At 70.5% G+C, this 23,914-nt stretch carries 21 protein-coding genes; 3 read left to right on the plus strand and 18 right to left on the minus strand.

Annotation, left to right across the window (positions count from 1 at the left end; genetic code table 11):
- Positions 1-3 precede the first annotated feature (3 nt).
- From IF04_RS0105285 to IF04_RS0105295, 3 genes are all read right to left on the minus strand, one after another.
- Complete coding sequence (locus tag IF04_RS0105285; RefSeq protein ID WP_030251649.1) at positions 4-651, minus strand: vitamin K epoxide reductase family protein; 648 nt, start codon at positions 649-651, stop codon at positions 4-6.
- A gap of 183 nt (positions 652-834) precedes the next feature.
- Positions 835-2,097, minus strand: a complete 1,263-nt coding sequence (gene hisS, locus IF04_RS0105290) for a histidine--tRNA ligase (protein ID WP_030251651.1) — start codon at positions 2,095-2,097, stop codon at positions 835-837.
- 11 nt (positions 2,098-2,108) lie between these two features.
- Positions 2,109-2,825, minus strand: coding sequence for an MBL fold metallo-hydrolase (locus tag IF04_RS0105295; RefSeq protein WP_030251653.1), 717 nt, complete (start codon positions 2,823-2,825; stop codon positions 2,109-2,111).
- 183 nt (positions 2,826-3,008) lie between these two features.
- Between IF04_RS0105295 and IF04_RS0105300 the strand changes: the two genes are divergently transcribed.
- Together IF04_RS0105300 and IF04_RS0105305 are read left to right on the plus strand one after the other, a co-directional pair.
- Positions 3,009-3,824, plus strand: coding sequence for a peptidylprolyl isomerase (locus IF04_RS0105300; RefSeq protein ID WP_030251655.1), 816 nt, complete (start codon positions 3,009-3,011; stop codon positions 3,822-3,824).
- Between the two features lie 231 nt (positions 3,825-4,055).
- On the plus strand, positions 4,056-5,285 hold the full coding sequence (locus IF04_RS0105305; RefSeq protein WP_030251657.1) for a DUF349 domain-containing protein: 1,230 nt from the start codon (positions 4,056-4,058) through the stop codon (positions 5,283-5,285).
- 139 nt (positions 5,286-5,424) lie between these two features.
- Here the strand turns inward: IF04_RS0105305 and IF04_RS0105310 are convergent, their stop codons facing one another.
- The 15 genes from IF04_RS0105310 to pgsA form a co-directional block, all read right to left on the minus strand.
- The gene (locus IF04_RS0105310; RefSeq protein WP_030251659.1) at positions 5,425-7,953 is read right to left on the minus strand and encodes a RelA/SpoT family protein; all 2,529 of its coding nucleotides are present in this window, start codon (positions 7,951-7,953) and stop codon (positions 5,425-5,427) included.
- A gap of 257 nt (positions 7,954-8,210) precedes the next feature.
- Positions 8,211-8,759, minus strand: coding sequence for an adenine phosphoribosyltransferase (locus IF04_RS0105315; protein WP_030251662.1), 549 nt, complete (start codon positions 8,757-8,759; stop codon positions 8,211-8,213).
- Positions 8,756-9,889, minus strand: coding sequence for a protein translocase subunit SecF (gene secF, locus IF04_RS0105320; RefSeq protein WP_030251666.1), 1,134 nt, complete (start codon positions 9,887-9,889; stop codon positions 8,756-8,758). The genes IF04_RS0105315 and secF overlap by 4 nt, the downstream gene beginning before the upstream one ends.
- A 1-nt stretch (position 9,890) precedes the next feature.
- Positions 9,891-11,639 carry a protein translocase subunit SecD gene (secD, locus tag IF04_RS0105325; protein WP_030251669.1) on the minus strand — a complete coding sequence of 583 codons (1,749 nt, stop codon included), beginning with the start codon at positions 11,637-11,639 and terminating at the stop codon, positions 9,891-9,893.
- A gap of 149 nt (positions 11,640-11,788) precedes the next feature.
- The gene (gene yajC, locus IF04_RS0105330; RefSeq protein ID WP_030251671.1) at positions 11,789-12,337 is read right to left on the minus strand and encodes a preprotein translocase subunit YajC; all 549 of its coding nucleotides are present in this window, start codon (positions 12,335-12,337) and stop codon (positions 11,789-11,791) included.
- Positions 12,338-12,500: 163 nt separating this feature from the next.
- Positions 12,501-13,601, minus strand: a complete 1,101-nt coding sequence (gene ruvB / locus IF04_RS0105335) for a Holliday junction branch migration DNA helicase RuvB (RefSeq protein WP_030251673.1) — start codon at positions 13,599-13,601, stop codon at positions 12,501-12,503.
- A 67-nt stretch (positions 13,602-13,668) separates the two neighbouring features.
- The gene (ruvA, locus tag IF04_RS0105340) at positions 13,669-14,289 is read right to left on the minus strand and encodes a Holliday junction branch migration protein RuvA (RefSeq protein ID WP_030251675.1); all 621 of its coding nucleotides are present in this window, start codon (positions 14,287-14,289) and stop codon (positions 13,669-13,671) included.
- On the minus strand, positions 14,286-14,912 hold the full coding sequence (ruvC, locus tag IF04_RS0105345) for a crossover junction endodeoxyribonuclease RuvC (protein ID WP_030251678.1): 627 nt from the start codon (positions 14,910-14,912) through the stop codon (positions 14,286-14,288). The genes ruvA and ruvC overlap by 4 nt, the downstream gene beginning before the upstream one ends.
- Positions 14,913-15,127: 215 nt before the next feature.
- On the minus strand, positions 15,128-15,880 hold the full coding sequence (locus IF04_RS0105350) for a YebC/PmpR family DNA-binding transcriptional regulator (protein ID WP_030251681.1): 753 nt from the start codon (positions 15,878-15,880) through the stop codon (positions 15,128-15,130).
- 64 nt (positions 15,881-15,944) lie between these two features.
- On the minus strand, positions 15,945-16,541 hold the full coding sequence (gene pdxT, locus IF04_RS0105355) for a pyridoxal 5'-phosphate synthase glutaminase subunit PdxT (RefSeq protein ID WP_030251683.1): 597 nt from the start codon (positions 16,539-16,541) through the stop codon (positions 15,945-15,947).
- A gap of 19 nt (positions 16,542-16,560) precedes the next feature.
- Complete coding sequence (gene pdxS, locus IF04_RS0105360; protein WP_030251686.1) at positions 16,561-17,472, minus strand: pyridoxal 5'-phosphate synthase lyase subunit PdxS; 912 nt, start codon at positions 17,470-17,472, stop codon at positions 16,561-16,563.
- A 156-nt stretch (positions 17,473-17,628) separates the two neighbouring features.
- The gene (locus IF04_RS0105365) at positions 17,629-18,171 is read right to left on the minus strand and encodes a LemA family protein (protein WP_030251689.1); all 543 of its coding nucleotides are present in this window, start codon (positions 18,169-18,171) and stop codon (positions 17,629-17,631) included.
- Positions 18,172-18,416: 245 nt separating this feature from the next.
- The gene (locus IF04_RS0105370) at positions 18,417-19,577 is read right to left on the minus strand and encodes a glycosyltransferase family 4 protein (protein WP_030251691.1); all 1,161 of its coding nucleotides are present in this window, start codon (positions 19,575-19,577) and stop codon (positions 18,417-18,419) included.
- Entirely contained in the window at positions 19,574-20,539 is a 966-nt protein-coding gene (locus tag IF04_RS0105375) for a phosphatidylinositol mannoside acyltransferase (protein WP_425428368.1), read from the minus strand. Before IF04_RS0105375 ends, IF04_RS0105370 begins: the two co-directional genes overlap by 4 nt.
- The gene (pgsA, locus tag IF04_RS0105380; RefSeq protein ID WP_030251697.1) at positions 20,536-21,186 is read right to left on the minus strand and encodes a phosphatidylinositol phosphate synthase; all 651 of its coding nucleotides are present in this window, start codon (positions 21,184-21,186) and stop codon (positions 20,536-20,538) included. The genes IF04_RS0105375 and pgsA overlap by 4 nt, the downstream gene beginning before the upstream one ends.
- Before the next feature lie 362 nt (positions 21,187-21,548).
- Here pgsA and IF04_RS0105385 point away from each other — a divergent pair, with 362 nt between their 5' ends.
- The gene (locus IF04_RS0105385) at positions 21,549-23,756 is read left to right on the plus strand and encodes an elongation factor G-like protein EF-G2 (protein WP_030251699.1); all 2,208 of its coding nucleotides are present in this window, start codon (positions 21,549-21,551) and stop codon (positions 23,754-23,756) included.
- The last annotated feature ends 158 nt before the right edge of the window (positions 23,757-23,914 follow it).

Raw genomic sequence — 23,914 nt, forward strand, 5'->3', positions numbered from 1 at the left:
GCCTCAGAGCAGCGTGCTCCAGTACTGCGTCCACCACTTCGTGAGGATCAGCAGCGTGATCACGCCGTACCAGAGCACCGGCACGACCCAGTGGAACTCCAGGACGGCGCCGCGCAGGCCCTCGGGCACCTTGATGATCCGGTGCTTGATGTTGTGCACGGTGGTGTACCAGAACATCAGGATCGTCACGAGCCAGGTGAGCGTGCACCACAGGCACAGCGAGTTGATGACGTACAGGGACTGGCCCATCAGCCACATGCAGAAGACCGTGCCGAGCAGCGTGCCGACGTTCAGGCCGATCCAGAACCAGGCCTTGAAGCGGGCGCCGGCGAGCACGGCCATGCCGACGGCGATGACGACGCCGAAGCCGACGAGCCCGGCCATCGGGTTCGGGAAGCCGAAGACCCCGGCCTGCGCGCTCTTCATGATGTTGCCGCAGGAAATGATCGGGTTGATGCTGCAGGCCGGCTTGAAGGCGGGGTCCTCCAGCAGCTTGAACTTGTCGAGGGTGATGACCCAGGCCGCAAGAAGGCCGAGCGCGCCGGTGATCACCAGGAGCAGCGCGAAGGGGCGACCCGCTCCGATGGTGCCGTCGCCATCCGTACGGCCATGGTCGGTGGTGGACACGTCATCAAGCGTAGTCGTCGTCATATCGCCGTTCCGTCGTCCCGTCGTTGTGCGCCCGTTGGAGCCTCACATTGTGCCGCAACGGGCCTGCTGCTCACCGTTCGCGCGAGATAAATCCGACCGGTCCGGAAGGCGCTTGTGGCCCATGACGAAGGGCCCGGCGGCCATCAGGCCACCGGGCCCCTTCGCACGTAAGTCCTACGGGTTTCAGCTCAGCTTCTGCTGGACGGTCTCGACGATCGCGTCCAGCGCGACCGGCGACTGCTCGCCGCTCTCCAGGTCCTTGAGCTGGACGACGCCCTCGGCGAGGTCGCGCTCGCCGGCGACGATCGCCAGGCGCGCACCCGAGCGGTTCGCGGACTTCATCGCGTTCTTCAGGCCCTTGCCGCCGTACGCGAAGTCGGTCGCCAGACCGGCCCGGCGCAGCTCGGTGACCGTGCCGAAGAGCACCCGGCGGGCCTCCTCGCCCAGCGGCACCGCGAAGACGGCCGTGCTGGCGGGGATCTCCAGCTCGACGCCCTCGGCCTCCAGCGCCAGGACCGTACGGTCCACGCCGAGCGCCCAGCCGACGGACGGCAGCGCGGGGCCGCCGATCATCTCGGACAGGCCGTCGTACCGGCCGCCGCCGCCCACCGCGGACTGCGAGCCCAGCCCGTCGTGGACGAACTCGAAGGTGGTACGGGTGTAGTAGTCCAGCCCGCGCACCAGCTTCGGGTCGTCCTCGTACGCGACACCCGCCGCGGTCAGCAGCTCGCGTACCTGCTCGTGGTACGCCTTGCAGTTCTCGCAGAGGTGGTCGCGCAGCAGCGGCGCGCCGACGAGCTGCTTCTGTACGGCGTCGCGCTTGTCGTCGAGGACCCGCAGCGGGTTGATCTCGATGCGGCGGCGGGTGTCCTCGTCCAGGTCCAGGGCGCGCAGGAAGTCCTGCAGCGCGGCCCGGTAGGCGGGGCGGCACTCCTTGTCGCCGAGGCTGTTGAGCAGGATGCGGAAGTTCCGCAGGCCCAGCGAGCGGTACGCGTCGTTCGCCAGGATGATCAGCTCGGCGTCCAGCGCCGGGTCCTCGGCGCCGATGGCCTCCGCGCCGACCTGCGAGAAGTGCCGGTAGCGGCCCTTCTGCGGGCGCTCGTAGCGGTAGTACGAGCCGGAGTACCAGAGCTTGACCGGGAGGTTGCCGGCCTTGTGGAGGTTGGCCTCCAGCGCGGCGCGCAGCACGGAGGCGGTGCCCTCGGGGCGCAGCGCGAGCTTGTCGCCGCCCTTGGTCTCGAAGGCGTACATCTCCTTGGTGACGATGTCGGTGGACTCGCCGACGCCGCGCGCGAACAGCTCGACGTTCTCGAAGCCGGGCGTCTCGATGTAGCCGTAGCCGGAGCGCTTGAGGGGTCCGGAGATCGCGTCGCGGACCGCCAGGTAGGTCGCGGACTGCGGCGGGATCAGGTCGTAGGTGCCCTTGGGGGCCTTGAAGGTGCTCACGGAAGCTTTCGTCACATTCCTCGTCGCGGAGCCGGGCTCTGGGGGCCCGTTCCGAGGCCGGCGGCCACCTCCCGAAGGAAGGGGTTGGTGGCGCGCTCCTGGCCGATGGTGGTCTGGGGGCCGTGGCCGGACAGCACCACGGTCGAGTCGTCCAGCGGGAGGCATACGCGCTCCAGCGACCGGAGGATCTCGGCGTGGTCGCCGCCGGGCAGGTCGGTACGTCCGATGGAGCCGGCGAAGAGCAGGTCGCCCGAGAAGAAGACCGGCGGAATGTCGGCCTGCTCGGGCATCCTGAAGGTCACCGACCCCTTGGTATGGCCCGGCGCATGGGAGACGGCGAACTCCATCCCGGCAAGCGCAAGCTTCCCGCCGTCCGCCAGCTCCTTGACGTCATCCGGCTCTCCCACCGTCAGCTCGCCCATCAGCTGCTGTCCGATCGACCGGCCCAGCGCCTTCTCCGGGTCGCTCATCATGTAGCGGTCCTCGGGGTGGATCCAGGCGGGAACGTCGTGCGCGCCGCAGACCGGCACCACCGAGGCGACGTGGTCGATGTGGCCGTGGGTGAGGACGACGGCGACGGGCTTGAGGCGATGCTTCTGCACCGCTTCCGCGACACCGTCGGCGGCCTGGTGGCCGGGGTCGATGATCACGCACTCCTCACCCGCGGCGGGGGCGACCAAGTAGCAATTGGTGCCCCAGGCCCCGGCGGGGAACCCGGCAATCAGCACGTTCGTCCTCATCAATCGTCCGGCGGACAGATCCTGGCAGGCCCTGGCTGCGGCCCTGGCGGATCTCACAGAAACATGCTGCAAGATCTCTGCTGTTCAGAGCCTACCGGCGGGACTCCCGCCGGAGCGAACCCGTATACGGTACGGGCCACGGCAGATCATGCGGACCAAGGAGACGGCCTGGTGGTCAAGGGGGATCAGCGGCGCAAGCAGCTCGCGCGCCAGAAGTACGAGCGTCAGCTCCAGCGGCGGACGGCCGCCCAGCGGAAGGCCAGGCGCCGGAACGTGATCATCGCGTCGGTGCTCGCGGTGGCGCTCGCCGCGGGCGGGGCCGTGTACGCGACGGCGGGGCTGGTCGGCGGCGACAGCAAGAACGCGGCGGCGGAGCAGCGGCCCAAGGACCCGTGCGGTACGCCCGCCGAGGGCCGGCCGTCGAAGAAGCAGTGGAAGAAGGAGCCGAAGCTGACGGTGGACACCGCCGCTTCGTACACCGCGAAGCTCGCCACCACCTGTGGCGACATCGCGATGAAACTGGACGCGAAGAAGGCCCCGCACACGGTCAACTCGTTCAATTTCCTGGCGGGACAGGGCTATTTCGACCACAGCAAGTGCCATCGCCTGGTCGACGACGGCCTCCACGTCCTGCAGTGCGGCGACCCGACCGGTACCGGCCAGGGCACCCCGGGCTACACGATTCCGGACGAGAACCTCAAGGACCCGCGGATCGAGGGCGGCGTCTATCCGGCGGGCACGGTCGCGATGGCCAACCGCTACGACGGGCAGAGCGAGAAGACCCGGGACACCGGCGGCAGCCAGTTCTTCCTGGTCTTCCAGGACAGTCAGTTGCCGCCCAACTACACGCCGTTCGGCACGATCACGCAGGGCATGGACGTCCTGAAGAAGATCGCCGAGGCGGGCTCCACGCCCGACCCGCAGACGCAGAACACCGCGCCCAACGCCACCGTCGTCATCGACCGCGCTCGCGTCACCAAGTCCTGACGTATCCCGGCCGTCCGCGCCGGGACCACGGAATTTCGGTCGTGCGGGATGCGGACAGCCGGGCCGCCGGTCGCCTAGATTGGCGTTGGGTAGGGTGCCTGCTCCGACGGCTGCCACCCTCACCCGCAAGAACAGTCCGTCGGACCGGCCGGGGCGCGGTCCCGCCGGACAGAAACTGTGGACGATGCCCGGGACCCCGGTGTCCCGCCGGCATCATGTGGAGGAGGCGCTGTGAGCAGCGACCCATGGGGCCGCGTCGACGAGACGGGGACCGTGTACGTGCGTACCGCCGACGGCGAGAAGGTCGTCGGATCGTGGCAGGCGGGATCGCCCGACGAGGCCCTCGCCTACTTCGAGCGCAAGTATGAGGGCCTGGTCGTCGAGATCGGCCTCCTCGAGCGGCGGGTCAGGACGACCGACCTGTCGGCCAAGGACGCCATGACCGCGATCGACCATCTGCGGCAGCAGGTCGACGAGCACCACGCGGTGGGCGACCTCGACGCCCTGCGCAAGCGCCTGGACGCGCTCGTCCAGACGGTCGAGGCGCGCCGCGAGGAGCGCAAGGCGGCCAAGGCCCGGCAGGCCGACGAGGCCAGGACGGCCAAGGAGAAGCTGGTCGCCGAGGCCGAGGAGCTGGCGGCGAGCGAGCAGTGGCGGGCGGCCGGCGAGCGGCTGCGTGCCCTGGTCGACACGTGGAAGGGGCTGCCCCGGCTGGACCGCAAGTCCGACGACGAGCTGTGGCACCGCTTCTCGCACGCCCGCTCCGCGTTCTCCAAGCGGCGCAAGGCCCACTTCGCGTCGCTGGACGCGCAGCGCGAGCAGGCCAGGCAGATCAAGGAGAAGCTGGTCGCGGACGCCGAGGCGCTCTCGGGCTCGACGGACTGGGGCCCGACCGCGGCCCGGTACCGCGAGCTGATGCAGGAGTGGAAGGCCGCGGGCCGCGCCCAGCGCGAGCACGAGGACGACCTGTGGAACCGCTTCCGCGGCGCCCAGGACGTCTTCTTCCAGGCCCGCAGCGAGGTCTTCGCGGAGCGGGACGCCGAGCAGCGGGAGAACCTCACCCGCAAGGAGGAGCTGGTCGTCGAGGCCGAGAAGCTGCTCCCGGTCTCGGACCTCAAGGCCGCGCGGGCCGCGTTCCGTTCGATCAACGAGCGGTGGGAGGCCATCGGCCATGTGCCGCGGGACGCCCGTCCGAAGATCGAGGGCCGGATGCACGCCGTCGAGCGCGCCATCCAGGAGGCCGAGGAGGCCGAGTGGCGGCGGACCAACCCCGAGGCGCGGGCGCGTGCCGCGGGGCTGACCGGCCAGCTCCAGGACGCCGTCGACAAGCTCCAGAAGCAGATCGACACGGCCCGGGCCGCCGGTAACGACGCCAAGGCCGACAAGCTCGCCCGCGAGCTGGAGGGCCGCCAGGCCCTGCTCGACCAGGCCCAGAAGGGCCTGCAGGAGTTCGGCGGCTGACTTTTGCGGCTAAACCGCCGCCGCTCTCGCGGAGGTGGTACCTCGCCGTCGGGGTGCCTCAATTGATGGCTGAGGCGCCCAGCACCAAGAGGGCCCCGGTACGAGACCGTACCGGGGCCCTCCTCGCGTAGTACGGCGGCTAGTTGGGCCGCCGGGCCGATGTCACGCGGTACACGTCGTACACGCCCTCCACGCCCCGTACCGCCTTCAGGACGTGCCCGAGGTGCTTGGGGTCGCCCATCTCGAAGGTGAAGCGGGAGGTGGCCACCCGGTCGCGGGAGGTCTGGACGGCCGCGGACAGGATGTTGACGTGCTGGTCGGACAGGACCCGTGTGACGTCCGACAGCAGCCGCGAGCGGTCCAGCGCCTCGACCTGGATGGCGACCAGGAAGACCGAGGACTGGGTCGGCGCCCACTCGACCTCGAGGATGCGCTCCGGCTGCTTGGACAGCGAGTCGACGTTGACGCAGTCCGCGCGGTGAACCGATACGCCGGACCCGCGGGTCACGAAGCCGATGATCGGGTCGCCCGGCACCGGCGTACAGCAGCGGGCCAGCTTCACCCAGACGTCCTCGACGCCCTTGACGACCACGCCCGGGTCCGCGCTGGAGCGCCGCTTGGAGCGACGGATCGGCGTGGACTCGGCGATGTCCTCGGTGGCCTCGTCCTGGCCGCCGAGCGCCTGTACCAGCTTCTGTACGACGGACTGGGCGGTGACGTGGCCCTCGCCGATCGCCGCGTACAGCGAGGAGATGTCCGGGTACCGCATCTCGTGCGCGAGCGTCACCAGCGAGTCGCCGGTCAGGATGCGCTGGATCGGCAGGTTCTGCTTGCGCATGGCCCGCGCGATGGCGTCCTTGCCCTGCTCGATCGCCTCGTCGCGGCGCTCCTTGGAGAACCACGCGCGGATCTTGTTGCGGGCCCGCGGGGACTTGACGAAGCCCAGCCAGTCCCGGGACGGCCCGGCCCCCGGCGCCTTGGAGGTGAAGACCTCCACCAGATCGCCGTTGTCCAGCGTCGATTCCAGCGGTACGAGGCGGCCGTTGACGCGCGCGCCTATCGTGCGGTGGCCGACCTCGGTGTGCACCGCGTACGCGAAGTCCACGGGTGTCGCACCGGCCGGCAGCGCTATGACGTCGCCCTTGGGCGTGAAGACGAAGACCTCGTTGCGCGAGAGGTCGAAGCGCAGCGACTCCAGGAACTCGCCCGGGTCCTCCGTCTCCTTCTGCCAGTCCAGGAGCTGCCGCAGCCACGCCATGTCGTTGACCGCGTCGTCCTTGCCGGCCTTGCCCTTGGGCACGTCGGTGCGGATCTTGGAGGCGCCGGCCACGGCCTCCTGCTTGTACTTCCAGTGCGCCGCGATGCCGTACTCGGCGCGGCGGTGCATGTCGAACGTGCGGATCTGCAGCTCGACCGGCTTGCCGTTGGGCCCGATGACCGTCGTGTGCAGTGACTGGTACATGTTGAACTTGGGCATCGCGATGTAGTCCTTGAACCGGCCGGGGACCGGATTCCACCGCGCGTGCACCGTGCCGAGCGCCGCGTAACAGTCACGCACCGTGTCGACAAGTACACGAATACCCACCAGGTCGTAGATCTCCGCGAAGTCGCGCCCGCGGACGATCATCTTCTGGTAGACGCTGTAGTAGTGCTTGGGCCGCCCGGTGACGGTGGCCTTGATGCGCGCGGAGCGCAGGTCGGCCTGGACCTCGTCGGTGACTATGGCGAGGTACTCGTCGCGCTTGGGCGCCCGCTCGGCGACCAGCCGGACGATCTCGTCGTACATCTTGGGGTAGAGGATCGCGAAGGCGAGGTCCTCCAGCTCCCACTTGATGGTGTTCATGCCCAGCCGGTGCGCCAGCGGGGCGTAGATCTCCAGCGTCTCGCGGGCCTTCTTCTCCTGCTTCTCCCGCTTGAGGTAGCGCATCGTGCGCATGTTGTGCAGCCGGTCGGCGAGCTTGATCACCAGGACGCGCGGGTCCTTGGCCATCGCCACGACCATCTTGCGCACGGTCTCGGCCTGCGCGGCCTCGCCGAACTTGACCTTGTCCAGCTTGGTGACGCCGTCGACCAGCAGCGCGACCTGGTCGCCGAAGTCCCGGCGGAGGGTGTCCAGGCCGTACTCGGTGTCCTCGACGGTGTCGTGCAGCAGGCCCGCCATCAGCGTTGCCGGGTCCATGCCCAGCTCGGCCAGGATCGTCGTGACCGCGAGCGGATGCGTGATGTACGGGTCGCCGCTCTTGCGCTTCTGGCCGCGGTGCCAGCGCTCGGCGACCTGGTAGGCCCGTTCGACCTGGCGCAGCGTGGCCGTCTCGATCTTGGGGTCGTTGCTGCGCACGATGCGCAGGAGCGGCTCCAGGACCGGGTTGTACGGGCTCTGGCGCTGCACGCCGAGGCGGGCCAGGCGGGCGCGGACGCGGTTGGAGGAGCCGGAGCGGCCGCCGGGCTGGCCGGTGTGGCCGGGCGGCAGCGGCTTGGGGGCCGACGGCGGGGTGGGCTTGGGCGCCGTGGCGGCAGGCCCGGAAACCGCCGGGACGGGCCCCGCCGGCGCTTCCTTCCCGCCGTTCTTCGGCGCGTCCGCGGCGCCGCCCGTGGGACGGTCCTCCGGGCGCGCGGCGGGGCTTCCCCCGGGCGTGCGGGGGGAGAGCGGCTGGGCCTCGTCTGGCAAGAGCAACTCCTCGCTGGGACCTTTCCCACCGGTGAACGGGCGGAAAAGAGCGGTGCCGGACCACCGGTCCACGAAGTGGCCGGGCTGCCATGGTATCCATGCCGGCAGCCACGGCTCGTCCGCGGGCCGATACTCCTGTGGTCACAGCAAAAGGGCATCCGCATTTATGCCGGATGCCCTTTTGCTTGCACTTTGCCTGGTTTTCGAGCGGTGGACGGGGCCGTACATGACACGTCCGGCGCCCGTCCGCCGCGGCCTCAGACCGTGATCAGCGCCTCCAGCGGCGCCCCGTCGAGCCCCGCCGACAGCTTCTCCCTGCCGCCGAGGAAGCCCAGCTCCAGCAGGACCGCCACGCCCGCGACCTCGGCGCCGGAACGGCGGATCAGGGTCAGCGAGGCCTCGGCCGTACCGCCCGTGGCCAGCACGTCGTCGATCACCAGCACCCGGTCCCCCGGGGCCAGCGCGTCGGCGTGGATCTCGATCGTGGCGTGGCCGTACTCCAGCGCGTAACTCTGGCCGAGCGTCGCCCCGGGCAGCTTGCCGGCCTTGCGCACGGGCACGAAGCCGACGCCCGCCTTCACCGCGACCGGGGCCGCCAGGATGAAGCCGCGGGCCTCCAGCGCCACGATCTTCGTCGCGCCGACCTCGCCGCAGACCCCGGCCAGCGCGTCGGTCAGCCTGCCGAACGCGTCCGGGTCGGCCAGCAGCGGGGTGATGTCCTTGAAGACGACCCCCGCCTGCGGGTAGTCCGGCACGTCCGCGATCTTGCTGAGCAGGAGCTCGCGCAGCTCCGCGGGGGCGCTCATCGGCGCTTGCCCGACGGACGGCCGCGGCCGCGGGTGCGGGACGCGGGCTGGCTGCGCGGGCCGGCGGCCGAGCTGCCGGCCGCCGCCGGGGCGTCGTCCTGCGGCTCCTCGCCGGACTCCGCGGCGCCCTCGGCCGACCCCTGGGAGTCGTTCTTGGCGGCGGCGGAGGCGCGCTTGGCACGGACCCGCCGGGCCAGCGCCTTCATCTGCGGCTCGCGCTCCTTGAAGTCGGCGACCAGCGGGGTGGCGATGAAGATCGAGCTGTACGCACCGGCCGCGAGACCCACGAACAGGGCCAGCGAGATGTCGTTCAGCATGCCCGCGCCCAGGAAGCCGCCGCCCACGAAGAGCAGGCCCGCCACCGGGAGCAGCGCCACGACCGTGGTGTTGATCGACCGCACCAGCGTGGAGTTGATCGACCGGTTGGCGATCTCCCCGTAGGTGTAGCGCGACTGCTTCGTGATGCCCCGGGACGCCTCCTTGAGGCTGTCGAAGACCACGACCGTGTCGTACAGCGAGTAACCGAGGATGGTCAGCAGGCCGATGACCGTGCCGGGTGTGACCTCGAAGCCGACCAGCGCGTACACGCCGACCGTGATCGTGAGGTCGTGGATCAGCGCGATCAGGGCCGCCAGCGCCATTCGCCACTCGAAGGCGATGGCGAGGTAGATCACCACGAGGATCATGAAGATCCCCAGGCCCAGCCACGCCTTGTTCGCGATCTCCTCGCCCCAACTGGGGCCGACCAGCTGGGTGTTGACGTCCTCGACCGGGACGTTCAGGTCCTTGGCCAGCTTCTCCTGGACCGGCACGGACTCCTTGGTGTCCAGCTCACTGATCTGGATCCGCAGACCACCGTTGCCGAGCTTCTGGACCGTGGCCGCGTGACCGCCGGAAGCGGCCTCGGCCTGGTGCTGGGCCTGCGTCGAGGAGACGGAGGTCTTCGGGGTGGTGAAGACCGCGCCGCCGGAGAACTCGATGCCCATGTTCAGGCCGCGTACCCCGAGGCCCACGATCGCCGTGATGGTGATCAGGATCGAGACGGCATACCAGATCTTGCGCTTGCCGATGAAGTCGTAACCGACCTCGCCGCGGTACAGCCGGGCGCCGATGTTGCCGAGCTTGGACATCTCACGCCTCCTTCGTCTCGATGGGGGCGGAGGTGCGCCGGCCGCGGCGCAGCGGCGGCTTCGCGCCGAGACGCGTGGGATCCAGACCCGACCAGGGGTGCCCGGAGTAGAAGAACTTCCGCTTGGCCAGCAGCGTCATCAGCGGCTTGGTGAAGAAGAAGACCACCACGACGTCCAGCAGGGTCGTGAGGCCGAGCGTGAACGCAAAGCCCTGGACCTTGCCGACGGTGACGATGAAGAGCACGGCGGCGGCCAGGAACGACACGAAGTCGGAGACCAGGATCGTGCGCCGGGCGCGCGGCCAGGCCCGCTCGACGGAGGGCCGCAGCGTACGGCCCTCACGGATCTCGTCCCGGATGCGTTCGAAGTACACGATGAACGAGTCGGCCGTGATACCGATCGCGACGATCGCACCGCAGACGGCCGGGAGGTTCAGCGCGAACCCTATGGCCGGGCCGAGCAGGGTCATGATCGTGTACGTCAGGACCGCCGAGACCACGAGGCTCGCCAGCGCGACCAGGGACAGGCCGCGGTAGTACGCGATCAGGTAGATGACGACCAGCGCGAGGCCGATGGCACCGGCGATCAGGCCCGCGTTCAGCTGCTCGCCGCCCAGGGCCGCGGTGACCGTGGTCTCGTCCGCGATCTTGAAGGAGAGCGGCAGCGCACCGTAGGACAGCATGTTCGCCAGGTCCTCGGCGGTCTGCTGGGTGAAGCCGCCGGTGATCTGGGCGTTGCCGCCCGCGATCGCGCTGCTCACCTGCGGCGCCGAAACGACCTCGCCGTCCAGGGTGATGGCGAACTGGTTCTGCGGCGGGGTCTTGGTGGCGATGTCACCGGTCACGTCGGCGAACTTCTTGCCGCCGGCGGAGGTGAAGTTCATCTGGACGAGCCAGCCCTGGCCGCCCTGCTGGTCGAAGCTGGCCTTGGCGTCGTCCACGTCCGTGCCCTCGACCTTGACCGGGCCGAGCGCGTACTTCGTCTTGCCGTCGTCCTCGCAGGACACGATCGAGTCGCTGGGCTTGGCGCGGGCGGCCTGCTCGGCCGCGGCGGAACGGCTCTCCTTGGTGGAGCAGTCCAGTGCCGCGAGCTTCTTCTGCAGCGCGGCGGGGATGTCGGCACCCGCGGGCGGCTGCTGGACCGGGGGCGCGCTGGGCGAACCGGTGGGCTTGCCGGAGGGCGAAGGCGCGTCGTCCTTCTTGAGCGCGTCGCTGACGGCGCGGCCCTGCGTGGTCGGGCCGGCGGAGGGGGTGGCCGACGCGCTGTCGCCGCCCTGCTTCTCCTTCTCGCCGCTGCCGGCCTTCGGGCTCTCGGAGGCGCCCGGCGTGGGCGTCTTCGCACCGGCCGCCGCGGTCAGCACCGTACGGAAACCGAGCTGGGCGGTGGTACCGACCTGCTGGCGGGCCTGCTTCGCGTCCGTCCCCTTGGGGATGTTCACGATGATGTGGTTGGTGCCCTGGGTCTGGACCTCGGCCTCGGAGACGCCGAGACCGTTGACGCGCCGCTCGATGATGCCCGCGGCGGTCTTCATGTTGGTCTCGTTGATCGCGTTGGGCTTGCCCGGCTGGTTCTGCGCCTCCAGCGTGAAGCTCGTACCGCCCGCGAGGTCGATGCCCAGTCGCGGCGTCATGGTGCCGGAGTAGAACATCCCCCCGACCAGCGCCGCGATGACGACCAAGATCAGGACCAGGGCGCGCCCCGGCCTGCTCTGGGCCGCCGGCGACCTTCGGCCCTTGTTCGGTGCTGCCACCTTCTCGTATCTCCCTGTCCAACCGCCCGAGTCAGGTCAGTGCCGGACGGCCACGAAGTCTTGTGGGGACGTGCCCCCGCCGGAGCCTAGACGGTCCCGGAACCGCGGGCACCGCTCCCGGTGCACCGCGGTTCCGTGAAAGTGCGCGCCTACTTCGCCTCGGCGCCGCCGTCCTTCTTGGCGTCCTTCTTGTCGCCCTTCGCCTCGGCGGCCTCGGCGTCGGCGTCCGCGGCCGGGGTCTCGTCGGCCTTCGGCTCCTCGGCCTTCGGCTCGTCGGCCTTCTCCGCGGAGGCGTCCTTGCCCAGGTCGATCTTCTCGACGACGTCACCCTTACCGGTGGTGTCGTCGTCGCCGTCGTTGACGGCCGAGGCGCCGGTCAGGGAAGACAGGTCGTCCGGGACGACGGAGCCCTGCTCGGCACCGTCGATGATGCGGTTGTACTCGTCGTCGGGCAGCACGGCGCCGATCGCGTTCTTCGCGTAGAGCGCGTGGACGCCCGGGGCCACCTCGAGGAGGACCGCGTCGTCGTGGATTTCCTTGACGGTGGCGTACATGCCTCCGATCGTGCGGACGCCGGTGCCGGGCTGCATTTCATTCCGCATCTGCGCAGCCGCCTGCTGCTTCTTCTTGGCGGAGCGCGTCATCAGGAACATGGCCCCGATGAGCACGATGAACGGGAGGAGAGTCATGATATTCACGGGACGGACATTCCTTCGCACGACCGCGGAGGCGCGGCCTTGTATACGGGGGTTGATATGCCGGACCGTACGGACGGCATCGGCGGAGTCTAAGCGAGTCCGCACCAGTGGAACAACGCCCAGCATCGCACCGCAGTTCCTGACCCGGCGAGTCCCCGCGCCGTCACGTCCCGAACAGCCCCTGCTGTCCGTTTCCGCCCGTCATCTGCTGCGGCGGCACCAGCCCCATGTGCGTCCATGCGGCGGGCGTGGCAATGCGGCCACGGGGCGTGCGCGCGAGCAGCCCCTCGCGCACGAGGAACGGCTCGGCGACCTCCTCGACCGTCTCACGCTCCTCCCCCACGGCCACCGCCAGGGTCGACAGGCCCACGGGCCCGCCGCTGAACAGCTTGAGCAGCGCCGTGAGCACCGCACGGTCCAGCCGGTCCAGGCCGCGCCCGTCCACCTCGTACACGTCCAGCGCCTGCGCCGCGATCTCGCGGGTGATCAGGCCGTCCGCCTTGACCTGGGCGTAGTCCCTCACGCGGCGCAGCAGACGGTTGGCGATACGGGGCGTACCGCGCGACCGCCCGGCGATTTCGGCGGCGCCCTCGGTCTCTATGTCGACATCGAGCAGTCCCGCCGAGCGGTGGATGACCCGCTCCAGTTCATTGGGGGCGTAGAACTCCATGTGCCCGGTGAATCCGAACCGGTCGCGCAACGGCGGCGGCAGCAGCCCGGCCCGCGTCGTCGCGCCGACCAGCGTGAACGGCGGAAGTTCCAGCGGAATGGCGGTGGCGCCCGGCCCCTTTCCCACAATCACGTCGACCCGGAAATCCTCCATCGCCATATAGAGCATTTCCTCGGCGGGCCGCGACATCCGGTGAATCTCGTCCAGGAAAAGCACCTCGCCCTCCTGGAGCGAGGAGAGGATCGCGGCGAGATCGCCGGCGTGCTGGATCGCCGGACCGGAGGTGATGCGGATCGGGGCACCCATCTCCGCCGCGATGATCATCGAGAGCGTGGTCTTGCCGAGGCCCGGGGCGCCGGAGAGCAGCACATGGTCGGCGGTGGCACCGCGCGCCCGCGCGGCCCGCAGCACGAGATCCAGCTGCTCGCGCACCCGCTCCTGGCCGACGAACTCCTCCAGGTCCTTCGGGCGCAGCGCGGCCTCGACGGCCGTGTCCTCGCCGTCGGCGTCCGCGCCCACCAGCCGGTCGGCGCCGCCCGGCGGCAGGCCGGGGTCCTGTCCGTCCGCGGTGTCGGTGCTGTCGTCCCAGTTCACTGCGTACTGCCTCGCGTCGTCGGTGGGTGGAGTGCCGGATCGTAGGGGTACCCGGGCCGGCGCCCGGTCAGCGGGCCCGGTTCAGGGACTGCAGCGCCGCCTTCAGGAGCTGCGACACCTGCGGCGTACCGCCGTCCGCGACAGCCGCCTCGGCCTGCGGGGCGACCGCGCCCACCGCCTCGTCGGCCTCCCGGGTGGCGTAGCCGAGGCCGATCAGCGCGGCGTGCAGCTGGTCGCGCCAGGCGGCCGTGACCGGGCTGCCGACCGCGGGCCCGGCACTGCCGACCGGCTCGCCGAGCCGGTCCTTCAGCTCCAGCAGCAGCTTCTGCGCGCCCTTCTTGCCGATGCCGGGCACGGCGGTCAGCGCCTTCTCGTCGCCGGACGCGACCGCGCGCCGCAGCGCGTCCGGGCTGTGCACCGCGAGCATCGCCTGCGCGAGCCGCGGCCCGACCCCGCTCGCCGTCTGCAGCAGCTCGAACGTCTGCCGCTCGTCGTCGTCCGCGAAGCCGTACAGCGTGAGGCTGTCCTCCCGTACGACGAGGGAGGTGGCGAGCTTCGTCTGCTCGCCCATGCGCAGCCCGGACAACGTATTGGGGGTGCACTGGACGGCCATGCCGATACCGCCCACCTCCACGACGGCGGCATCGGGAGCCAGGGCCGCGACCGGGCCGGAGACGAAGGCGATCATGACGTGCCCTTCGGGGTGCGCTGATTCGTACGTACGGGAGCGGGGGTGCGGAGCGCGCCGGCGGAGCGCGCGGCGGGCGGGGTGCGCCGGGCGGCGGCTTGCGCCTGTTGAAGGCGGTTGGCCGCGTGCGCCTGCTGAAGGCGATTGACGGCGGGCGCGCGCCAGATGTGACAGATGGCGAGCGCGAGCGCGTCCGCGGCGTCGGCGGGCTTGGGCGGTGCGTCCAGCCGCAGCAGCCGCGTCACCATGGCCCCGACCTGCGCCTTGTCGGCACGGCCCGAGCCGGTGACGGCGGCCTTGACCTCGCTCGGGGTGTGCAGCGCGACGGGCAGCCCGCGACGGGCCGCGCACAGCATCGCCACCGCGCTGGCCTGGGCCGTACCCATGACCGTACGGACGTTGTGCTGGCTGAACACCCGCTCCACGGCGACGTACTCGGGCCGGTGCGTGTCGAGCCAGTGCTCGATGCCCTGCTCGATGAGGACGAGGCGGTCCGCGATGTCGGCGTCGGCGGGGGTGCGCACCACGCCGACCCCCACCATCGTCAACGGCCGCCCGGCCACCCCTTCGACCACGCCGACACCGCAACGCGTCAACCCCGGGTCAACGCCGAGCACCTTCACGGGTGTCCCCCTCCCCTCATGCCGCGCTGTCACCACCCGGCGCCGTACCGTTTCGGCTCTCCTCCCCCACCATGGGGGCCGGAGATCCCCTGCTCAGCACAGTATCGGGTGGCACTGACAACGGGTGGTACCGGCGACACACGAACGCGAGACGGGCCGACAGGGGATGTTCCCTGCCGGCCCGTCAACAGCCGCAAGAGCCGCAAAGAGGAGGCTCAGGCGTCAACCTTGGCCATGACCTCGTCCGACACATCGAAGTTGGCGAAGACGTTCTGGACGTCGTCGCTGTCCTCCAGCGCGTCGATCAGCTTGAAGATCTTCTTCGCGCCCTCTTCGTCCAGCTCGACCTGCATGGTCGGGACGAAGTTGGTGTCGGCCGAGTCGTAGTCGATGCCGGCCTCCTGGAGCGCGGTGCGGACCGCGACCACGTCGGTGGCCTCGCTCAGCACCTCGAAGGACTCACCGAGGTCGTTGACCTCCTCGGCGCCCGCGTCCAGGACCGCGGCCAGCACGTCGTCCTCGGTCAGCTCGCCCTTGGGGACGATGACGACGCCCTTGCGGTTGAACAGGTAGGACACCGAGCCCGGGTCGGCCATCGAGCCGCCGTTGCGGGTCATGGCGACGCGCACGTCCGAGGCGGCACGGTTGCGGTTGTCGGTGAGGCACTCGATGAGCACCGCGACACCGTTCGGGCCGTAACCCTCGTACATGATCGTCTCGTAGTCGGCGCCGCCGGCCTCGAGGCCGCCGCCGCGCTTGACCGCGGAGTCGATGTTCTTGTTCGGGACCGACTGCTTCTTGGCCTTCTGGATGGCGTCGTACAGCGTCGGGTTGCCCTCGACGTCCACGCCGCCCATGCGGGCCGCGACCTCGATGTTCTTGATCAGCTTCGCGAAGAGCTTGCCGCGCTTGGCATCGATCACGGCCTTCTTGTGCTTCGTCGTAGCCCATTTAGAGTGGCCGGACATCCGCCTGTCTCCTTCGCGTAACCAATTTCTGAAAACGAACGCCCTAGATCCTACCGGGATCCCCTCACGCGGCGTTACGCACCATGTTCACGAAGAACGCGTGGACCCGGTGGTCGCCGGTGAGTTCCGGATGGAAGGACGTGGCGAGGACGTTACCCTGCCGGACGGCCACCGTGTGGCCGCCGTGCTCGGCCAGTACCTCGACCTCGGCGCCGACCGACTCGACCCAGGGCGCGCGGATGAAGACGCCCTCGACCGGTCCGCCATCGATCCCGGCGACGTCGACCGCCGCCTCGAAGGACTCGTTCTGCCGCCCGAAGGCGTTACGGCGCACGATCATGTCAACGCCGCCGAACGTGTCCTGGTCGTCCCGGCCGTCCAGGATCTTCTCCGCGACCATGATCATGCCCGCGCAGGTGCCGTACACCGGCTTGCCCGCGCGGATGAACGCGCGCAGCGGCTCCAGCATGCCGAAGACGCCCGCCAGCTTGGACATGGTCGTCGACTCGCCGCCGGGGATGACCAGGCCGTCGAGCTCGTCCAGTTCCTCGGGGCGGCGCACCGGGCGCGCCAGGGCGTCGGCGGACGCGAGCGCCGTGAGGTGCTCGCGTACGTCGCCCTGCAGCGCCAGCACGCCGATGGTGGGGGTGCTGTTGCTCATGGAGTTCCCTTTGGTTCCCTTACCAGCCGCGGTTGGCGTACCGCTCCGCCTCGGGGAGGGTGTCGCAGTTGATGCCGACCATGGCCTCGCCCAGGTCGCGGGAGGCGTCGGCGATGACCTTGGGGTCGTCGTAGAAGGTGGTGGCCTTCACGATGGCGGCGGCGCGCTTGGCCGGGTCGCCGGACTTGAAGATGCCGGAGCCGACGAAGACGCCCTCGGCGCCGAGCTGGCGCATGAGCGCGGCGTCGGCGGGGGTGGCGACGCCACCGGCGGAGAAGAGGACGACCGGCAGCTTGCCCAGCTCCGCGACCTCCTTGACCAGCTCGTAGGGGGCGCGCAGCTCCTTGGCGGCGGCGAACAGCTCGTTGTTGTCGCAGCCGCGCAGCTTGGCGATCTCGCCCTTGATCTGGCGGAGGTGGCGGACGGCCTCGACGACGTTGCCGGTGCCGGCCTCACCCTTGGAGCGGATCATGGCCGCGCCCTCGGCGATGCGGCGCAGGGCCTCACCGAGGTTGGTGGCACCGCAGACGAAGGGGGTGGTGAAGGCCCACTTGTCGGAGTGGTTGACCTCGTCGGCCGGGGTGAGGACCTCGGACTCGTCGATGTAGTCGACGCCGAGGGACTGCAGGACCTGCGCCTCGACGAAGTGGCCGATGCGGGACTTGGCCATGACGGGGATGGAGACGGCGTTGATGATGCCGTCAATCATGTCCGGGTCGGACATCCGTGCCACGCCGCCGTCCTTGCGGATGTCCGCGGGGACGCGCTCCAGGGCCATGACCGCCACGGCGCCGGCGTCCTCGGCGATCTTCGCCTCTTCCGGCGTGACGACGTCCATGATCACGCCGCCCTTGAGCTGCTCGGCCATGCCGCGCTTGACGCGGGCGGTTCCGGTCTCCGGGGACTGGGGCGTGGTGGGCGTGGTGGACACGATTGACCTCACTAAGTGCGGGTGGTTGTGCTGCTGCACCTAGAGAACCGTTTGTGTACGGGAGGTGAAAAGGGCCAATTGCAGGGCGGTGGCTCTTGGGGTGGCCTGCCCGGCCCCCGGCCCGGCCGCGGCTCCGCCACCGTACTCGTACGGGGCTCAGGCCGCCGCGCGGTCCCCGAGGGCCGCCGGGGCCTCGTCGTCCATCTCGAAGGCCATCGGGAACGGGGCGTGGCCCGCGAGCCGGAACCAGCGTACGACGCGGTGCCTGCGGACGGCGCGGGCCGCGCGTACGGCGTCGTTGTGGAAGCGGCGGGCCATGGGGACGCGCCGCACCGCCGCGTTCAGCTCCGCGAGCGTCTGCTCGCCGCCGGGGGCCTCCCGTACGGCGTCGGTCTGCTCGGCCTCGTCGAAGACCGCGCGCAGCGCCTGGCTGAGCGCGCTCTCGGCGACCTCCCGCTGGTCCTCCTCGGCCTGCCGTGCCTCGTGGGCTGCCTGGTACAGCACGATCGAGGCGGCGGGATCGAGGACGCCGGACGTACCGAGCTCCTGCGCGACGGAGGCGCGCCGCAGCAGCTGCGCGTCGAGCGCGGCGCGCGCGGCGTCGATGCGCGCGTGCAGCCGGTCGAGACGGCCGGCGGTCCAGCTCAGGTACACGCCGATGACGATGAGCGCCGCGAGGATCCAGATGAAGGTGGTCACGGGGCGTCACGCTACCGGTCCGCGGCGCTTGGCCCTGGCGGGCCGGTGTTCGTTGCCGAGTGCGGCGCCGTTGCGCCTGCGGCGAGCGGATACCGCTGCGCGGGGCTTGACGTCACGGTGCCGGGCCTCCGCGGGTGGGGGTCCGGACTCCTTCGCTTTACGTCCGGACCCCCACCCGCTCCGGCCCGTCCCCTCCCGTCGGTGGTGGGTGGAAAGACGAAGTACGTGGAGGTTGAGCCTCCGTGTCAGTCTCGGGCCAGCCCCCACCGGGCCCGAAGCCCCACCCGCTCGTCCGTGTCCACAGACGCCGCCCCGTCGGTGACCGTCTCGTACACGGCGAGGATGTCCGCCCCCACCGTCGACCAGTCGAACCGCCGCACATGGCGGGCGCCGCGCTCCCGGAGCTCCGCCAGCCGCGAAGGGTCGCGCAACAACCGGACAGCCGAAGCGGCGAGCGCACCCGCGTTTTCGTTCGTGAAGAGTTCGCCCGCCTCCCCCTGGTTCAGGACCTGGGCGAAGGCGTCGAGGTCGGAGGCGAGGACGGGCGCGGCCGCGGACATCGCCTCGACGAGGATGATGCCGAAGGACTCGCCGCCCGTGTTGGGGGCGACGTACAGGTCGACGCTGCGGAGCAGGCGTGCCTTGTCCTCGTCGGTGACCATGCCGAGGAATTCGACGCGGGAGCGGAGCTCCTCGGGGAGGCCCGCGACGGCTTCCTTCTCGTCACCGCGCCCGGCGACCAGCAACCGTGCGTCGGGGACCTCGGCGAGGATCTCGGGCAGGGCCTTCATCAGGACGGGGAGGCCCTTGCGGGGCTCGTCGATGCGGCCTATGAAGCCGATGGTCCGGCCCTGCCACTCCTTCTTCGGCTCGGCACGGGCGAAGAAGTCGACGTCGACGCCGTTGGGGATGACCACCGCGTCGCCGCCCAGGTGCTCGACCAGCGTGCGGCGGGCGTACTCGCTGACGGCGATGCGCGCGCTGATCTTCTCCAGCGCCGGCTGGAGGATCGGGTACGCGGCGATCATGGCGCGGGAGCGCGGGTTGGAGGTGTGGAAGGTCGCCACGATGGGGCCTTGGGCCGCCCAGCAGGCCAGCAGGCCGAGGGACGGGGAGGCCGGCTCGTGGATGTGGATGACCTCGAACGCGCCGTCGTGCAGCCAGCGGCGCACCCGGGCGGCGGAGAGGAAGCCGAAGTTGAGCCGCGCAACCGAACCGTTGTACGGGACGGGTACGGCACGTCCGGCGGAGACGACATACGGCGGAAGTGGTGTCTCGTCGTCGGCCGGGGCGAGTACGGAGACCTCGTGGCCGAGCCGGATCAGATGCTCGGCGAGGTCGCGGATGTGGAACTGGACGCCGCCCGGGACGTCCCACGAGTAGGGGCAGACGATCCCGATCCTCAAGGCGTCTCCGTCTCTCGGGCGCCCGCACCACGCGGCTCCAGGTCGGCGAGCCACAGTCGCTGCAGCATGTGCCAGTCCTCCGGGTGCTCGGCGATGCCCGAGGCGAAGGCGTCGGCCAGGGCCTGGGTCATCGCGGCGGCCTTGTCGGTGCGCGTACCGGTCTCGGGTACCTCGATCCCGGGGTGCACACGGCCCCGCATGACGGGCGTACCGTCGTACCACAAGGTGACGGGCAGCAGCACCGCGCCGGTCTGGAGCGCGAGCATGGCCGGTCCGACGGGCATCTTGGCGGCCTCGCCGAAGAACTTGACCTCCATTCCGGAGGCGGACAGGTCGCGGTCGGCGACCAGGCAGATCAGGCCGCCGGCGCGGAGCCGCCGGGCGAGTATGCCGAAGGCCGCGCCGCCGGTGTGCGGCAGTACCTCCATGCCCAGACTCTCGCGATAGGCGACGAACCGGTCGTAGAGCGATTCGGGCTTCAGGCGCTCGGCGACGGTGGCGAAGGGCACGCCGAGGGCGCGGGTGACCCAGACGCCGGCCAGGTCGTAGTTGCCCATGTGGGGCAGGGCCAGGATGACGCCGCGGTCGCTGTCCAGCGCGTCGGTGAGGTGATGGATGTCGGTGACGTCCACGCTCCGGCGGACCCGCTCGCGGCTCCAGGCCGGGAGGCGGAAGGATTCCATCCAGTACCGCATGTACGAGCGCATACCGGCCCGGGAGAGCCGGGAGAGGGCCTGCGGGGAGGCGTCGGGGACGACCCGTGCGAGGTTGGCCTCCAGGCGCAGTACGCCGTTGCCGCGCCGCTTCCAGACGGCGTCGGCGATGCGTTCGCCCAGCCGTACGGCGACCGGCTCGGGCAGCTTCTTGACCGTGGCCCAGCCCAGGCCGTACAGCGCGTCGGACAGTTTGCCCTTGTCCAGCAGTCTGTCGAGGCCGGGCAGCTTGCTGATGTCGAGCTTCACGCGCTCTCTCCCCCCACGGCGTCCGCCTCGGCGGACTCCCGGCGTACGGTGACCACCCGCTGGCCCAGAGTGACCGCGCTGCCGATGGCCACGATCCACAGGGCGATCGGGAGCAGATTCTGGATCCAGGGGACGCCGAACTTGTGCAGCCCGGAGAAGCCGCAGGCCACCAGCGAGATCACCAGGCGCTCGGCGCGCTCGATCAGGCCGTTGACGTTGACCGGGAGGCCGATGCTCTCGCCGCGCGCCTTGGTGTACGAGACGACCTGGCCGGAGGCGAGGCAGAAGATCGTCACCGCGCAGAGCAGCAGGTCGTCACCGCGGCCCGCGTACCAGAGGGCGAGGCCGCCGAAGATCGCGGCGTCGGCGACGCGGTCCAGGGTGGAGTCCAGGAAGGCGCCCCAGCGGCTGGAGCGGCCCAGTTGCCGTGCCATGTTGCCGTCGACCAGGTCCGAGAAGACGAACAGGGTGATGACGACGGTGCCCCAGAAGAACTCGCCCAGCGGGTAGAAGACCAGCGCGCCGGCGACCACCCCGGCGGTGCCGAGGACGGTGACGACGTCGGGGCTGATGCCCAGACGGATGAGCAGGGCGGCGAACGGCGTGAGAACACGCGTGAAGAACGCACGCGCGTACTTGTTCAGCATGGCCTTCCCGGAGGTTGTGTGCGGGCCGCGCGGTCAATGCGGCCACCGGCTGGCCCATCGTAGCCAGCCGTCCTCGGCGCTTTGCGAACGCACCACGGCTCACGGCCGCCCCCGGGGTGCGCCGGAGGCTCCCCCGCCACCCGCCCGGCGCACCGGGCCGGGACCGCGTACAGGACCACGACCACGGCGGAAGCGGGCAGTTGGCAGCCGTACACGGGTGCCCGGTGCACCCGTTCGGGCTTGTCCCGCATGATCCCCAGCCATACCCAAGATCCCCTATCGTCCCTTGTGCGATGTATGGACGCACCATGACCTCGGTGGAAAGCTCGGAACACCGCAGAGTGTCGACCTGGAGGCAGAACATGGGTGACAAGACGAGCACACATCCAGGAGCCGCCGGCAGGGCAACGGCGGTCGACCACCCCTCCTCCGTACGGAATGTGGTGCTGGTCGGCCACAGCGGATCGGGGAAGACCACCCTGGTCGAAGCCCTCGCGCTCGCGTCGGGCGCGGTCAACAGGGCGGGCCGGGTGGAGGACGGCGGCTGCCTCTCCGACTACGACGAGATCGAGCACCGGCAGCAACGCTCCGTACAGCTCTCCCTGGTCCCGGTCGAATGGGACGGGATCAAAATCAATCTTCTGGACACTCCCGGATACGCCGATTTCGTCGGGGAGCTGAGGGCCGGTCTGCGGGCAGCGGACGCGGCCCTTTTCGTTGTCTCGGCGGCGGACGGCGTGGACGGCGCCACCCGAATGGTCTGGGACGAGTGCGCGGCCGTGGGAATGCCCCGCGCCATAGTGATCACCCACCTCGAAGCGGCCCGCGCCGACTTCGACGGCATGACCGAGACCTGCCGCACGGCCTTCGGCGGCGAGGACCCCGACGCCGTGCTGCCGCTGTACCTCCCGTTGTACGGCGAGGCCGGTGCCGACGGCCACTCCCCCGTGCACGGCCTGATCGGGCTGCTCTCCCAGCGGGTGTACGACTACTCCGGAGGCAGCAGGAAGGAGCGCGATCCCGAGACCGGCGAGCTGCCCCTCATCGAGGAGGCCCGCAACCGCCTCATCGAGGGGATCATCGCCGAGAGCGAGGACGAGTCCCTGATGGACCGCTACCTCGGCGGCGAGGACATCGACATCAAGACGCTCATCGGCGACCTGGAGACCGCCGTCGCGCGCGGCAGCTTCCACCCCGTACTGGCCGCGGCGCCCGCCGCCGAGGGCAGCAAGGAGGGCCTGGGCACCATCGAGCTGCTGGAGCTGATCACCGGCGGCTTCCCCGCGCCCGCCGAGCGCGAGGTCCCGCCCGTCACCACCCCCGACGGCAAGCCCCGCCCCGCCCTCACCTGCGACCCCGCCGGGCCGCTGGCCGCCGAGGTCGTCAAGACCTCCTCCGACCCGTACGTCGGCCGGCTGTCCCTCGTGCGGGTCTTCTCCGGCACCCTGCACCCCGACGAGACGGTGCACGTCTCCGGGCACGGACTGGCCGACCGCGGGCACGAGGACCACGACGTCGACGAGCGCGTCGGCGCCCTGTCGGCCCCCTTCGGCAAGCAGCAGCGCACGGTCACCAAGGTCGTCGCCGGCGACCTGGCCTGCGTCGCGAAGCTCTCCCGCGCCGAGACCGGCGACACCCTCTCCGCCAAGGACGCGCCGCTGCTGATGGCGCCCTGGGACATGCCCGACCCGCTGCTGCCGGTCGCCATCCAGGCGCACAGCAAGGCCGACGAGGACAAGCTCTCCCAGGGCCTCGCACGGCTCGTCGCCGAGGACCCCACGATGCGCCTGGAGCAGAACCCCCACACCCACCAGGTCGTCCTGTGGTGCCTGGGCGAGGCGCACGTGGACGTGGCGCTGGAGCGGCTGCGCGCCCGGTACGGAGTCCAGGTCGACGCCGTACCGCACAAGGTCTCGCTGCGCGAGACGTTCGGCGCGAAGGCCGCCGGGCGCGGCCGGCACGTCAAGCAGTCGGGCGGCCACGGCCAGTACGCGATCTGCGAGATCGAGGTCGAGCCGCTGCCGGGCGGCAGCGGCATCGAATTCGTCGACAAGGTCGTCGGCGGGGCCGTGCCCCGGCAGTTCATCCCGTCCGTGGAGAAGGGCGTACGGGCCCAGGCGGCGCGCGGGGTCGCGGCCGGATACCCGCTCGTCGACATCCGCGTGACACTGCTCGACGGCAAGGCGCACTCCGTGGACTCCTCCGACGCCGCGTTCCAGACCGCGGGCGCCCTCGCCCTGCGCGAGGCCGCCGCCGACGCCCGTATCCACCTGCTGGAGCCGGTCGCCGAGGTCACCGTCCTGGTGCCCGACGACTACGTGGGCCCGGTGATGAGCGATCTGTCCGGGCGGCGCGGCCGCGTCGTGGGCACCGAACAGTCCGGCGCGGGCCGGACGTTGGTGCGCGCCGAGGTCCCGGAGATCGAAATCGGCCGCTACGCCGTCGATCTCCGGTCACTTTCGCACGGCACGGGTCGCTTCCACCGCAAGTACGCGCGGCACGAGCCGATGCCGCCGCAGCTCGCCACGAAGATCCGCGAAGAGCGCGAAAAGCCGGAGAACGGCGGCTAGTCCGCTTCTTGGCGACCGGCGGAGCAGCCGGCGTACCGCCCGGGGGCAGGCTCTCAACTCCCTTGGGCGGTACACCGGCTGTATGTCGGCTGTACGCTGAGGGCGCAGCTCAGAGGTGTGCCGGGGGCGGCCGGTGGGAAGGTCGCTCAATGGCGTTC

It is taken from the genome of Streptomyces violens, assembly GCF_000717745.1.
Taxonomy (GTDB): Bacteria; Actinomycetota; Actinomycetes; order Streptomycetales; family Streptomycetaceae; genus Streptomyces; species Streptomyces violens.

Bases quoted from the DNA above. Each gene is read 5' to 3' on its own strand.
- IF04_RS0105285 (WP_030251649.1), bottom strand. From the start codon at position 651: ATGACGACGACTACGCTTGATGACGTGTCCACCACCGACCATGGCCGT.
- IF04_RS0105315 (WP_030251662.1), bottom strand. From the start codon at position 8,759: ATGAGCGCCCCCGCGGAGCTGCGCGAGCTCCTGCTCAGCAAGATCGCG.
- secF (WP_030251666.1), bottom strand. From the start codon at position 9,889: ATGTCCAAGCTCGGCAACATCGGCGCCCGGCTGTACCGCGGCGAGGTC.
- ruvA (WP_030251675.1), bottom strand. From the start codon at position 14,289: ATGATCGCCTTCGTCTCCGGCCCGGTCGCGGCCCTGGCTCCCGATGCC.
- IF04_RS0105350 (WP_030251681.1), bottom strand. From the start codon at position 15,880: ATGTCCGGCCACTCTAAATGGGCTACGACGAAGCACAAGAAGGCCGTG.
- pdxT (WP_030251683.1), bottom strand. From the start codon at position 16,541: ATGAGCAACAGCACCCCCACCATCGGCGTGCTGGCGCTGCAGGGCGAC.
- pgsA (WP_030251697.1), bottom strand. From the start codon at position 21,186: ATGCTGAACAAGTACGCGCGTGCGTTCTTCACGCGTGTTCTCACGCCG.
- IF04_RS0105385 (WP_030251699.1), top strand. From the start codon at position 21,549: ATGGGTGACAAGACGAGCACACATCCAGGAGCCGCCGGCAGGGCAACG.